At 37.4% G+C, this 14,086-nt stretch carries 13 protein-coding genes; 2 read left to right on the forward strand and 11 right to left on the reverse strand.

The features are described from left to right. Positions 1-318: 318 nt before the first annotated feature. The 3 genes from hprK to KI343_RS12455 all read right to left on the reverse strand — a co-directional run bounded on the left by hprK (position 319) and on the right by KI343_RS12455 (position 4,003). Positions 319-1,239 carry an HPr(Ser) kinase/phosphatase gene (gene hprK, locus KI343_RS12445; RefSeq protein WP_212926750.1) on the reverse strand — a complete coding sequence of 307 codons (921 nt, stop codon included), beginning with the start codon at positions 1,237-1,239 and terminating at the stop codon, positions 319-321. Positions 1,240-1,423: 184 nt separating this feature from the next. Continuing rightward, complete coding sequence (locus tag KI343_RS12450) at positions 1,424-2,644, reverse strand: hemolysin family protein (RefSeq protein ID WP_212926751.1); 1,221 nt, start codon at positions 2,642-2,644, stop codon at positions 1,424-1,426. A 189-nt stretch (positions 2,645-2,833) separates the two neighbouring features. Next, positions 2,834-4,003 (reverse strand): TraB/GumN family protein, encoded by a 1,170-nt coding sequence (locus tag KI343_RS12455; RefSeq protein ID WP_212926752.1) that lies wholly within the window; start codon positions 4,001-4,003, stop codon positions 2,834-2,836. A 453-nt stretch (positions 4,004-4,456) separates the two neighbouring features. Between KI343_RS12455 and KI343_RS12460 the strand changes: the two genes are divergently transcribed. After that, the gene (locus KI343_RS12460) at positions 4,457-4,999 is read left to right on the forward strand and encodes a GNAT family N-acetyltransferase (RefSeq protein ID WP_212926753.1); all 543 of its coding nucleotides are present in this window, start codon (positions 4,457-4,459) and stop codon (positions 4,997-4,999) included. Between the two features lie 6 nt (positions 5,000-5,005). On the opposite strand, the gene KI343_RS12465 is transcribed toward KI343_RS12460, so the two are convergent. Together KI343_RS12465 and KI343_RS12470 are read right to left on the reverse strand one after the other, a co-directional pair. Further along, the gene (locus KI343_RS12465; protein ID WP_212926754.1) at positions 5,006-5,326 is read right to left on the reverse strand and encodes a DUF3889 domain-containing protein; all 321 of its coding nucleotides are present in this window, start codon (positions 5,324-5,326) and stop codon (positions 5,006-5,008) included. A gap of 463 nt (positions 5,327-5,789) precedes the next feature. After that, positions 5,790-7,505, reverse strand: coding sequence for an ABC transporter ATP-binding protein (locus tag KI343_RS12470; protein ID WP_212926755.1), 1,716 nt, complete (start codon positions 7,503-7,505; stop codon positions 5,790-5,792). 130 nt (positions 7,506-7,635) lie between these two features. Here KI343_RS12470 and KI343_RS12475 point away from each other — a divergent pair, with 130 nt between their 5' ends. After that, positions 7,636-8,007: a DoxX family protein gene (locus tag KI343_RS12475; RefSeq protein ID WP_212926756.1), complete on the forward strand. Its 372-nt coding sequence runs from the start codon at positions 7,636-7,638 to the stop codon at positions 8,005-8,007. A 306-nt stretch (positions 8,008-8,313) separates the two neighbouring features. Here the strand turns inward: KI343_RS12475 and KI343_RS12480 are convergent, their stop codons facing one another. The 6 genes from KI343_RS12480 to KI343_RS12505 all read right to left on the reverse strand — a co-directional run bounded on the left by KI343_RS12480 (position 8,314) and on the right by KI343_RS12505 (position 13,712). Further along, complete coding sequence (locus KI343_RS12480; RefSeq protein WP_212926757.1) at positions 8,314-8,649, reverse strand: hypothetical protein; 336 nt, start codon at positions 8,647-8,649, stop codon at positions 8,314-8,316. Between the two features lie 2 nt (positions 8,650-8,651). Continuing rightward, positions 8,652-10,565 carry a DUF6792 domain-containing protein gene (locus KI343_RS12485; RefSeq protein WP_212926758.1) on the reverse strand — a complete coding sequence of 638 codons (1,914 nt, stop codon included), beginning with the start codon at positions 10,563-10,565 and terminating at the stop codon, positions 8,652-8,654. A gap of 15 nt (positions 10,566-10,580) precedes the next feature. Continuing rightward, positions 10,581-11,267 carry a hypothetical protein gene (locus tag KI343_RS12490; protein WP_212926759.1) on the reverse strand — a complete coding sequence of 229 codons (687 nt, stop codon included), beginning with the start codon at positions 11,265-11,267 and terminating at the stop codon, positions 10,581-10,583. Positions 11,268-11,532: 265 nt separating this feature from the next. Continuing rightward, a complete protein-coding gene (locus KI343_RS12495; protein WP_212926760.1) occupies positions 11,533-11,670 on the reverse strand; it encodes a hypothetical protein in 138 nt (45 codons plus the stop codon). Positions 11,671-11,684: 14 nt separating this feature from the next. Next, positions 11,685-12,356 (reverse strand): hypothetical protein, encoded by a 672-nt coding sequence (locus KI343_RS12500; protein ID WP_212926761.1) that lies wholly within the window; start codon positions 12,354-12,356, stop codon positions 11,685-11,687. A 138-nt stretch (positions 12,357-12,494) separates the two neighbouring features. Next, positions 12,495-13,712, reverse strand: coding sequence for a S1C family serine protease (locus KI343_RS12505; protein ID WP_212926762.1), 1,218 nt, complete (start codon positions 13,710-13,712; stop codon positions 12,495-12,497). Positions 13,713-14,086: the final 374 nt, after the last annotated feature.

Below are 14,086 nucleotides of genomic sequence, written 5' to 3' on the forward strand. Positions count from 1 at the left end.
TAAACTGTAATTGAGTCATTATTAATTCCTCCTACTTTGTTTATCGTCGTTGAAAACATTGTATCATAAGGAATTAATATGGCTCTTTTTTTATTTCCCCTTTTTACACAATTATATGGACTTAATCCTTTTTCGAGCGCATTCGGCTTGGGCTGGAGCGAATTCCTACTTTTTCGAGCGCATTCGACTCTTTTAAAGCGGGACTATTGTTTATAAATACTACAGGAACCGACCAGCCCGCAAAAGCGGGTGTAACAGCAATAACAAAAGGGGGAGAATCTATTTCCTCCCCCCTCACTAATATCTCTAATGAAAAAATCAGTCATCTCCATCTTCCCATTGAACGCGTTCCATAAAGTCTGCGGAAGCTTTATAACCTTGTTGCTGCAGGTACCAATTATTCGCGGCTGCTTCTACTAAACCAGCAACATCTCTCCCTGGTTGAAGTTGAATCTCAATACTTGGGACCTCTACGCCCATATATTCCTGATGTTCTGTTTTTAACTCTAAGTCATTGTTTAACGCATCTTTTTCCCATTTTTTAAGTTCAATATCTAAGGAAATACGGGATTCATCCTGGTAAGCTTTCCGTCCATACATGCGAACGACATTTAAAAGACCCACACTGCGCAGTGCGAGAAATTCCCGATTAATGTCATTATGTGTACCAAGAATCGTCTTATGGCTCAGCTTTTTCAAAATAACAATATCGTCAGAAACGAGGCGATGTCCGCGTCCAATTAAAGTATGGGCTAACTCACTCTTCCCAACACCTGATTCTCCGCGAATTAAAATACCAATTCCAGAGACATTCAAACAAACACCATGCACCGCAATTTCAGGTGCAAGCTTTCGTGTTAAATAGTTATCGACCTTTGCAGTAAAATCAACTGTTGATTCTTTGGTACGCAGCAGCGGAATTTGTTCTTCATGACAGAATTTTGTCAAATAGGTCAAACCATCTTGATTGGCAGTCACGATAAAGCAAGGCGGATGATAATGCACTACATGGCCAATCTGTTCCGCACGAGCTTCATCCGATTGCTGCTTCAGGAAGTTAATTTCTTTCTTCCCTAATATCTGTACGCGCTCCATCGGAAAGAAATCAAAGTAACCTATAAATTCTAAACCGGGGCGATGTGTTTTCGCTTTTTTGATGGTACGATCTAACTGTTCTCCTCCAGCTAGGACTTCCAATTGAAATTCATTTACTAATTGCTCCACACAGATAGATTTCAAACCGTTCAGCTCCTCTACATCCTGTTCCTTCCATACATTATAACGAAATCTTTCCTAAAGAGACAGGCTCATATAGCAAAAATCGACATTTTAAGAATTTTGACACATTGAAATCAGAAAGATGTGGGAACTTGTAGGACGGGACCTTCTTGCATGAAGAGAGGCCCACAAGTCTTCATTCTTTCTATTTAATAATCTGAACTCGCTTAATATATCTTCCGTCGATTTCTAAAATGTGAAAGGTTAAGTTCTCTTTTTCTAAACTATCTCCCTCTGCTGGGAAGGTAGTGAAATTTCTTAGGATGTAGGCTGCGAGAACATCGTCTTCTTCTGGGATGTCTGTATCAAAGGTATTATTTAATTGATGCAGGGTAATTTTTCCGTCACAGATAATTTCTGTTTCCGTCAGTTTTTCAACCAGAGCATCTTCTTCTATGTCCATCTCATCTTCAATTTCCTGTCCAATCATGACTTCAATAATATCTTCTTGTGTCACAATTCCCTCGGTGCCGCCGTACTCATCCAGCACGATAGCCATGTGTTTCTTTTCCTCCAGCATTTTATGGAATACCCATTCAATATTATTAAATTCATATACTCGAAGCGGATCTGTATCACTATAATCGGTGAGTACTTTTCCCTTATCGTCGGTCCAAGCAATTAAATATTTAGAGTGAAAAATCCCAATAATATCATCCACGTCTTCCCCGTAGACAGGGTACCGCGTAAATGGGCTAGAGAGGACTAAATCCTTTACTTCTTGATAGGTTGCTTCATTATCCAAACCGACAATTTCGACACGAGGAGTTTTTAAAACATCTTTCACGTTCAGATGATAAAAATCGAAAACACCTCGAATTCGCGAAGACTCATCCTTTTGGAATGCCCCTTCTGAATCTGCAATATCGACAATCGCCCGTAACTCTTCCTTAGAAACAGATCCAGCCTGTACTTCTCCTTTAGAAAGTACTTTTGTAATAAAGCCGGTCAACCCATTTAATAAGAAGGTAATTGGCTTTAGGATAAACACAACTACGCGAATAATGGGAAATACTAAAAAAGAAATCCGGTTAGGGAAACTGGCTGCTATAGATTTTGGGATAACTTCTGAAAATATGATAATGGTAACTGTAAGAATCGCTGAAGCTAGTCCTACATTCCATCCATAATTTATTGCCAACATAGTAACAAGGGTAGGAAGCAAAATATTTGCCACATTATTCCCAATCAAAATAGCCGTAATAAATTCACTCGGTTTGGAAACCAGATGAAGAAGTTTTTCTGCTTTTATATCTCCATCGTTTGCTTTAGCCTGCAACCTTACCTTATTGGTTGCTGTTAAAGCTGTTTCACTTCCTGAGAAGAAAAGTGATACAAATAATAAAAAAATGATCGCAATGATCACGAGTAAATTCCTCCTAAATAAAATAAAAAATTTGAATTTGGTACTGATCATTTCATTTCTGTGCAGAAAAGATAGCTTTCCATTTGAAAACTATCTTTTACTACTGGTTAGTATAACCATCTTAAACGCATATTAGAGGTTCCTTTAAAAATGACATCTTACCTTTAGTCCCTCTTTTTGGACACCTACTTATAATAAGTTTTGGATAAATACACGAATAACGTCTGCACCGCCAATAAGGGTTCCTAAAGAGCTTCCTATGTTTGCAAACACGATCACCAGCAAAATACGTGTGACTTTATTATTCCAAAAACCTTTTACAGAATGAACATCATCTGCTAATGAATCAAAATCACCCACATTAGGGCGCTTAATATAAGCTTGTACAAAACCTGCAAACCAACCCGATGCAAGCAATGGATTCAGCGAAGTAAATGGCGCTGCGACAAATGCGGTAAGAGCAGCTAATGGGTGTGCAAAAGCAGCAAATGCACCAACGGCTGAAAGCGAACCATTCCAGAGCACCCAGCTTATTGTTTGCTGCCAGCCCGCTGATGGATTCGTAATAAATGTATAAGCAATGATTGCTATAATTAAAATAGGAATTGTCCAGCCAATTACTTTCGGCCACTTTGGTTTTGGCGGACGCTCCCGTAATTTTTCCAAATCCTGCTCTTTTTCGATTTCTTTTGTAATACCTGGAACGTGTGCTGCGCCAAGGATAGCCACTACCTTATCTCCAGGAGCCTCTTTAATTTTTTGCGACAGATACTGATCTCGTTCGTCAATTAACGGCTTCTTTAAGTCTGGGAAATGCTCTGTAAACTCTTGCAGCATCGCATTAATGGTATCTTGCTGCTTCATTTTTTCTAATTCTTCTTCTGTAATTTCCTCTCTGGTGAAGATACTCCCAAACACTTGCATTAACAGCATGGCTTTTCCTTTAAAGCTAATATTCCCCCAAATTCGGGAAAATGTTATTTGAATATCCCGATCCGCCAAGACCAGCTCAGCGCCAGTCTCTTCCGCTGACAGCATACCTTGTATCATTTCTTCTCCCGGGCGGATACCAAATTGTTTTGCCATTCGCTTCTGGAAAGAGGAAACCGCCAAGTTCATTAATAGCATAACTGCTTTTTTATCTCGGATTACTTGAAAAATATCTGTGTTTTTCCATTTATTATTATCCTTCACAGATTGATAACGTTGTGCATCTAATTCAATACATATGGCGTCAGGTCGTTCTCTTTCAATAACTTCTTTCACCTGTTCCGCACTATTTTTGGAAACATGGGCTGTTCCAATTAAAATATATTCTTTTCCATTTAAATGGATTCGTGTGACGTTTTCTTCGCTCATGTACCATCCTTCTTCCCTCTATATTAAAAGTGAAACTTTATCATATGTATAGACAATAGCGGCCGCTCAAATGGGGTTTGTGGGGCGGGTAATCGTAAATTTTTTCGGTGAGTTGAGTAATCGCAAAAGCCCTTCGATGGGACGAGTAATCGCAGTCCCAGTCCCCGTCTCAGTACCTGGACCAGTTCCAGTAATTCACCACGCTTCCCGAAAGCGTCATCGTGAATTCCTTCCGCTAAATATAATGTCTAATTACAGGTTATTCCGTTTTATTGTAAAAACAATTCATTAACCCATTTTATCATAAATAAAGGACTTCCTTGCATAATCTTTCCTTTTTTTAAGCTATATAGTCTATTGTAATATATTTTCACGAAATTATTAAACATCTGCGCACAAATAACGTATGATAAGAGAAGATGTTTAAAAAAGGGCACCAGGAAGGAGACTGCTATGTTTCATTATACAATAGATGACAACTTGAGCCTGCGTCAGTTACAGCTGACAGATGCAAATGCACTGTTTAAGGTTGTGGAAAATTCCAGAGAAAAGTTGCGTACATGGCTTCCTTGGATAGAAATGACGAGACAGCCAACAGATTGTTTAGCGTTTATTGACATGTGCTTGCAAAGTGCCCAACGAAAACAATCCCTCCATGTAGGTATTTTCAAGGGCAACAACATTATTGGCTGTATTAGTTATAATTATATTGATTGGCAAAATGGCAGTACATCCATTGGCTATTGGTTAGACCCAACCTATCAGGGAAAAGGAGTCATGACAGCAGCAGTTCAAGTGATGATTGATTATGCGTTTTATACGTTGCGATTAAACCGTATTGAGATCCGTGCGACAACACATAATAAAAAAAGCCGCGCTATTCCAGAACGATTCAACTTTCAAAAAGAAGGCATTATTCGACAAGGTGAATGGCTTTACGATCATTTTGAGGATTTAGTCGTTTATGGTCTGTTAGCAAGCGAGTGGAAGCATTAACTTTTCCTAATTCTGTGTTTCCTTCATTTTTATCTCAATTATTTCTTGGGTACTTGTTTTAAAATAAATATCAATAATAACACCAAATTCTTTTTTCTCACCGACTAACCATAATTTAAAAGTTTCAACCGTCGTTTCTCCCTCTGATTGTCTACCTACATGCAAATAATCGACAATTTTTTCTTGAGGATATTTTGCCTTTACTTCTTTCATTGCAACTTGTCCCCATGGTGCATATTCCGGCTCCTCGGCATTCACCCATGTTCCAATCAACAAAGGAATCATAATAATACTGACAAAAACAACCACTCGATACATCCGCTTCATATTGCCACCTCCTATTTAACATTAGCTTTTGTCGTTTATATGTTTTTATGCTTATAGAAATTATTGCCTGGGAAATAGATTTTCGGAATGTTTCGAGGGGACGTGGGATTTTTAGTTAATAATAAGATATGGCAGTGGTTTGGGAGGTTGGGCGGAGTGGGTTTCTCCTATTTTGGAGCGGTTTGGATCTTGGTTGGAGCGCTTTTCTCTATTTTGGAGCGGTTTGAAACTTTGACTCTGGAGCGCTTTCTCTCTATCTTCGAGCGCTTTGATCCTTGATTGGAGCGCTTTTTCTCTATTTCGAGCGCTTTGACTCTTGGTTGGAGCGAATTTCTTCTTTTTCGAGCGGTTCGGACCATGGCTGGAGCGACCTCCTCCTTTTTCGAGCGGCTCAGCCCGTGGCCGGAGCAAATTTTCACCTACGAAGAAAAACAGGCTGCCTCTTAAGTGACAGCCTGTTTGCTTATTTCATCTGTACGCCATGTAAATGGGCAAAGATACCTTTTTTCGCTAGGAGTTCTTCATGTGTTCCTTCTTCTTCAATTCCTTTTTTCGTCACGACCATGATACGATCTGCTTCTTTAATTGTAGCGAGACGATGAGCAATGATAATCGTTGTGCGGTTAGCTGCAAGTTCGTTCAATGCTTTTTGAATAATCATCTCTGTCTCCGTATCTAGTGCAGAGGTTGCCTCATCCAAAATAAGAATGGGTGGATTTTTCAAGAACATACGAGCAATGGCGATTCGTTGCTTTTGGCCTCCTGAAAGCTTCAAGCCTCTTTCTCCAACCTGTGTCTCATATCCATCTGGAAGTTCCTTAATAAAGTCTTCCATATGTGCACGTTTTGCAGCAAGTTCGATTTCTTCATTTGTTGCTTCCAAATTTCCGTAAGCAATATTCTCACGCAGGGTTCCTGTAAATAGAAAAACATCCTGCTGGACGACACCTATTTTGCTTCGGAGAGATTCCTTTGTCATATCACGAATATCCATGCCATCAATGGTAATGGATCCCTCATTCACATCATAAAATCTTGGAATCAAAGCAGAAATCGTAGTTTTTCCGGCACCAGATGGTCCGACAAATGCAACCGTTTCTCCATGCTTAATATTAAAATTAATATGATTCAGTACAGGTTTTTTCGTTTTATCATAGCTAAAGCTAACTTGATTAAAACGAATATCCCCTCTTAATTGACTTACCGCTTCAGCATCTGGCTTGTCCTCCACATCTGGATTAACAGCCATCATATCTGAAAAACGTTTGAAGCCAGCCATTCCTTTTGGATATAATTCTAATAATGCCGTAATTTTATTAATTGGTGTGGTCAGCACATTGACAAATAAAATAAAGCTGACAAGCTCCCCATAGGAAAGGCGATCTGTATAAGTAAACCATGCACCTACAACAAGGACAATTAACGTCATTAAACGCATCAATAAGAATATATTTGCATGAACAATTCCCATCACCTTGTATGCACGAACTTTGGCAGTACGAAACTTTTGGTTATCCTCTTGGAAACGACTCTTTTCAAATTCCTCATTGGTAAAGGATTGTACGACACGTACACCAGAAACTGCATCTTCAATCCGCGCATTCACTCCCGCAATGTTCGCATACATTTGCTTCCAAGCTCTATTCATACGAATATTCCCAAATGTAATAAGGAAAATCAAAATTGGTACGGTAATAAGAACAATAAGTGCTAAAACTGGATTAATGGTGAACATAATAAAGAAAGCACCTAAAAATGTCATAATCGAGATAAAGAAATCCTCTGGACCATGGTGGGCCAGCTCCCCTAAATCAAATAAATCATTGGTGATACGACTCATGATATGCCCTGTTTTCGTATTATCAAAGAAACGAAAAGATTGTCTCTGTACCTGATAGAATAAATCACGGCGCATATCTGTTTCTATATTAATACCAAGTTTATGTCCTAAAAAGGAAACGACATACTGCAAATAGCTACTGATTATATAAACAATCAGCAACAAGATAGAGACGACAACAATGATATTCCAATTTTGCCCCGGTAATAATTGATCAATAAAGCCTTGTACCGCTACTGGAAAAGCCAGCTCAAGCAGAGCAACAAACACTGCAGCCGAAAAATCTATAATAAATAATCGTTTATGCGGTTTATAGTATGAAAAAAATTGACGCAGCATATTTCTCCTCCCTTTCTCAAAAAATCTTAACCAGCATCTAAGCATACATATTGAATTATACATACTTTATTATTGTTTGGAAAGATTGTCCCTTTCCCCGCATACGATTAAAAAAGGGGGATTGTTTCACATGAAACCAATAAAACTGATTTGTTATGTAGTTGGATTTGTTTTTCTTGTTTCCGGAATGATGAAATTTGCGGACCTATCGATGATAAGCAGTTTTGCACAGATGGGGATTCCTTTTTCCGAATATGTTTACTTTTTCGTAGCCCTTTTCGAAGTGATGGCAGGAATGCTGTTAATAGGTAGGATATTTATCCACATATCCATCATTCCACTAATTTTCATTATGCTTGGAGCACTCTTTTTCTCAAAAATTCCTATACTGGCGAATGAAGGTGTCATTGCTTTTTTATTTGCATCGCGATTAGATATAACTTTACTTGTTCTACTTATCTTTTTGTGGACGCGCCGTCGGCAAAAGGAGGACTTCGCTTAACTTTCTCACATCCACATGTGGAAAACCTCTGTGTAATTATAAAAACCTGTATATAAGCTATGGACAACTTACACTTATCCACATTTATATCCACATATGCACAAATGTTCGCAGTTATCTTGTATAAGAACATATCTTCCACACAAAATATAGAAATTAAACAAAGAGTTATCCCCTATTTGTGAATAACTCTTTGTTTTTGTGGATAACCACATAAAAAAAGCTGCATCGCTTTTTGATCCAGCCTTTAACGGTTTAGAACATAATTTGGGGAAAGATGTATACAAACTCTTCATTGGAGATCTATCATTCATCTTCCATTGTTTTTATTTCATAATGCAATATTACCTTTTGCATATTCATATCATTAATGATTTCCGTATAATTTGTCGCAAAGTATTTCATATCCATTTTAGTCTCTTCAAATAGCTGAAGATTCTTATTGGATGTTGTATCAATTTCTTCAATGATACTTGTAATTAATTTCCCATCACTATCTTCAAATTTATTTTTCACAAGCCGATTCAAGCTCTCTGTAAAAGCTTGTAACTTGTTTAATTCAGCTTTGAATAGCTCTGCCTTGTCAGTTAAATCCTCTATCTTTTCAAATTGATAAAGCAGACTTTCCTCTCCCATTTCCATCTTTATGCCCCCTGAAAAATTGAATTTGCAATCTCCTCTTCTTTTTCAAAAAACTGTTCAAGTGTTTCCCGGATTATCCCTAATGTTTGCAGAGATTTATTAACCTCCATTTCTAAATGTTCAAGAAGATTTTCAAATGATTCTTGAAAACCAATATCTCCTGGTATATCGTAATCTACTTCAATTCTTTTGATTTGGTAAACTCGGTATGCACTTGGAGGGTAATCACCAAGTAAATATTGATAATCATGTGGATTTGCTTCCATATTTTCTATTTTTTCAACAACGTTGTCTCTTCTCTTAATGAAATCATTTAAGTACTCTGATTCGAACAGTTCTCTTATCTTATCACAAGTTGCTTGCTGTTCTTCCACCAAAGCTATACCCCGTTCATAAATTTGGATGGCGGAAGTCAAATTTAATTTTATTTTTCCACCCGATTCACTTGTACCGGTTACAATAACACCTGAGTCCGTATACTCCCTCCCTTTTAGCGCACCTAACGCGCTAATAACTGCGCCTAATTTATGGGATTCGGCAGATTTCATGAAAGCTTCTTGAATATCTTTTGTTTCCTCTGAAATTCTACCTAAACTATCTTTTATGATTTGATACGATAAATAGATGGTTACCAATGAATTAGTTGTAGCAAATATATTCCATGTACTTAATTTTTGGCTCGATTCTTCGATAATTTCTGTATTCTCCTCTATAATTTTTGCTTCTTCTAAAATAAGATTTTTCTGTTTTTCGGTTAAATATCCTAGCTCCTGGAACTCAGCTAATATTGTTGGAAGATGTGTATTCAAGGTTTGTATTTGTTGTTGAAATCGAGGCATTTTCTCTTTCATTTCAGCTATTATACCGGGCGAAGAAGTTACTATACTATAAAGTGATTCCAGATTATCTTTACTTGCCCAATCATCCCCAGTCACGCTCAATACCCTAAATACATCATCCATTACCTCTGCATCTATACCCGTTACTATTTGAAACAGTCCATCAAACCCATTTTCACTGTATACTTCACTATAATTTTTGGCTAAGTATAATTGTATATTTGACACTACTTCATTTGGAATCGCTTTGACCAAATCGTGTAAGCCATCTAATTCCTCATTATCTACCCCTTCAATAGCAGTAGAAGTTCCTGTTTCAATAAAAATATCTAGTTCACTTAATACATGCATCATTTCATTATTAATGTATCTATGATGAATATTTTCTCCGTTTTCTCGGTAATACTCTTCTGTGAATGTATTTAATTCTTCAAGGTCGATGTCATAGATTGCTAAATCATCATATGGATCAATGTTAAATTCAATAGCTAAATCCTCTCTAAACTCAGCGCTTATTTCAGCTAGCTGATGAGGAGTGGGTGGTGCATGATTAGTTGTGTAAACATCTTTAAATCGATCCGTTAGTAATTCAACTGTTGTAATCAAATTGCCACCGAGGGAATGCCCTAAACCGAATTTTACTAATTCTTGGTCATCTTGCTTGGTGTTCGTTAATATTTCATCTGTTACTTGTTTATCAAAGGATATCAGGGCTTCATATTGTTTAGCATCCTGCCCAGTTAAAATTCCCATTGTATTATATGCCCAATCATCAAGCCTCCAATTACCTTCAGTTAATTCCATCCCTTCGCTGCCTCTAGCTATCGTATACGCCTCATTAATTTCCCGATTTTTATCATAGAAATGAATAATTGTACCATTAAAACCATTAGCTTCAGACTCATTAACATAGTCTTCAGAATAATAAATATTTATCGTTTCAGGTGGCTTTTGCCCTGTTTCTTCAATATAAATTTGTTTAAACTCTTCTTCAGTTAATTTACCGTATTCTTCCTCCATTAATCGATCTTGTATTAAGCAATCTTTGAGAAGAATATCCGTGTTCTCACTGGGCATGATTTTTCAGCTCCCCTACTCCAATTTTTGAAATTCTACAGATTCCATGATAGCTAATACGTCCTCCTCAATAGACTGTAAATCAATATTTTTCTCTTCATCAGCAATTACGTTATAAGTATAAGAAAGTGATTGACTACTGCTTTTCGATTGGATGATACCTAAAAAACGATAAACTTTATTCTTCTCATTACGTGTTACACGCTCTGCAGTTGCGTAATTAATCGTCTTATCTTTATAGTCTAAGGTTTCATATTCTCCATCGAAACTCGTGCGCGATTTTAATATCTCTTTCAATACTTCTAGATTATTGGCTTGCTTACCGCGGTTATACGTTGCCCGAACAAAATATTGATATTCCTCTTTTATACTCTCTCCATATTGAATGCCTTCATAAGCACTGGAATCAGACTCACCGACTGACATGTCATAATATAACTTGTCTAATTTCGCATTCTCCGGATACATCATAGTATATCCACCTGTTTTCGACTGAAATAAATAGTATCCTTCTTTGGCCGGTTCTGTCGAAACCATAAATTCGCGTGTGAATTCATCTTGAAATGCTGTAACATCTGGTAATTCTTCTGTGCTCATTTCCGTGACTTTTTTGTCTTTTTCTTCTCCCACCTCTTTACAACCTCCTAATCCTAAAATAAGCAATAATAATACTGAATAAATAGTTAATTTTCGTTTCACCACCGGAGATACTCCTCTCCATTTTCATAATAGTAATTATATGTTAACATATTTCCAATTTAATTTTATGTAATCTTTCATCTAAGTAATAAGTCTCTTTTGTTTTTTTCGTCCTTCTTTTCTTTACAACCTCCTAATCCTAAAATAAGCAAAAAAAGTAATGCTGAATAAATTAATAGATTCTGTTTCATTTCCGGAGATACTCCTCCCCATTTTTATAAGAGTAATTATATGGTATCATAATTTTAATTTTCAGAGTAATGAATCCCTATTCTTCTTTTAGATAGTTTTTCTCTCGTCTCAAAATTTGTTCAACCTTTTCCTCTGTTAATTTTCCATACTCTTCCTTCATTAATCGATCTTGTATCAATGGGTCTTCAAAAAGAACCTTTGCCCCATCAGACATAAACCTCTACCTCCTTACTCCAATTTTTGAAATTCTACCGATTCCATGATATTCAACACTTCCTTTTCGATAGATGGTACGTTAATATCATTTTCATAATCTGTAGTTACATTACAAATATACGAAAGAGCTTGGTTACTGTTTTTGGATTGGATTATTCCTATAAAGCGGTAAGTTATACTTCTCCCCGTAGACCTCACATTTTCCATTTTTGCAAAGTGAATCCTCTTATCGTTATAGTCCATCTGTTCATATTCTCCATTATACTTTGTATGACCTTCTACCGCTGCTTTTAATCCTTCTAAAGAATCAGCCCCCTTGCCCTGATTATACGTCCCACGCACCAAATACCAGTATCCTACTTCTTCATTAGTTGCTCCATACTTAACAGTTTCATAATCATCAGAAGGACTTTCATAGTAAAGGTTATCTAATCGTGCATTCTCCGGATACATCATTGTATATCCACCTGTTTTCGATCGAAATAAATAATACCCTCCTTTGACTGGTTCTGTCGAAACCATAAATTCACGTGTAAACTCATCTTGAAATGCCGTGACATCGGGTAATTCTTCTGCACTCATTTCCGAAATTTTTTTATCTCTTTCTTCTACCGCCTCTTTACAACCTCCTAATCCTAAAATAAGTAATAATAATACTGAATAAATAGTTAATTTTTGTTTCATCTCCGGAGATACTCCTCTCCATTCCCCATAATAGTAATTCCATGGTATCATATCATAATTTAAATTTTAATATTCACCAAATCTTTGCGCATAACCAAAAAGGAATGGACTTATAGCTATCCATTCCTTATCCTTTCATTATTGTACATCCAGCTCAATGTCTGTTTTGTTTAACTCACCATTTCGATAAAAAGTAACTTCTACGGTATCACCGACATTTTTATTCTCATAAAGGATTTTTCGCAAGTCAATAATATTATGAACTGGTTCCCCATCTAATTCGACAATCACATCATATTGTTTCATACCTGCCAGGTCAGCTGGTGATGATTTTTCTACGCTCCACACATAAACACCGCCATCTACTTCAAGCGGTAATTGCAATGTGTTTCTCCATTCATACTGTGGCAGCTCCTCAATCGAATAAGTTTCCACGCCTAAATATGGGCGGATGACTTCCCCATTTTTCTCAAGCTCCTCGATGACTGGAAGTGCCCTATCGATTGGTATGGCAAAACCAATCCCTTCTACTGCTTCCTCATTGATTTTCATGGAATTAATCCCGATTAATTGGCCGTATAAATTAATCAGGGCACCGCCGCTATTTCCTGGATTAATTGCCGCATCTGTCTGGATGACTTCGGCTTGCCAATCCGGTCGCCCATCAAAATTAAAATCCATTGGAATCGTACGCTCTGTTCCGCTAATCACACCTTGCGTGACTGTACTCGATAAATATACACCTAAAGGATTACCAATTGCAATTGCTGGTTCTCCTACTTTCAGGTTTGCTGAGGAGCCAATTTCCAGTGCGGTATCTCCCTTTCCGCTTTCCATTTTAAGTACTGCTAAATCGGTAAATAAATCGCTCCCGATAATTTCTGCTTCCATGTGTGTATCATCGTGCATGATAACTTCTACTGTATCGGCATCTTCAATAACATGATGATTTGTTACAATATAGGTTTCACCATTTTCTACTTTATAAATAACACCTGACCCGGTTCCCGCTTCAATACCATCCGCACCAGCTCCCCAAGAGACATGCTGCTGAATATTACTGATGCCGACAACAGCCGGAGTCACTTGCTCAATAATTTCGGTCAGCTGTGTGGAGACATCCACCTGCATTGGCTGCTCCACGGTGCCGTTACCGCTGCTTATACCATCATTCATTTCTTCTTTCGCGGAATTCGCTCCTCTATCCTCGCTTTTAAGAAAATCTGGATTGATAATGAGCACAAGTAACCCACCAAGGATAATGCCAGTTAATAGCGGGACAAGCCACTTCCCTTTTTTCTTCTTACTCGGTTTCGGTTGTGATTGAGGTTGATCCGGGTAATCATTATATCCCATATATCTTTCTCCTTATCCATTCATCTACCTGTTTCTTCCCAATAAGCTTCGGTTACTAAACGCAAAATTCTTACTTCTTTCTAAAAAAGTTAGTTGCTATTACCGTGAAACTGTTCGCAAACGAATTATTAACATTGTGGATTAAATTATAGTAATCACATAAATGAGCGGGAAGGAATGATACGGAGACTCCTGTGGATAACTCCGTAAGAAGTGGTTTTCTTCCAAAGATGCTGTGCTCAGGGCTCACGGAGCTGGACACGGCTATTTTCTGCTAATAGTTATCCACAAGGTAATAATTCTATAATTTCTTGTGCAAAAACAGAGGTCTGCATTTGGTAACTAATTTCAGTTTATGCACAAATGAAATATTT

Origin of the sequence: Oceanobacillus sp. J11TS1 (assembly GCF_018333215.1) — a bacterium.
Lineage (GTDB): Bacteria > Bacillota > Bacilli > Bacillales > Amphibacillaceae > Oceanobacillus.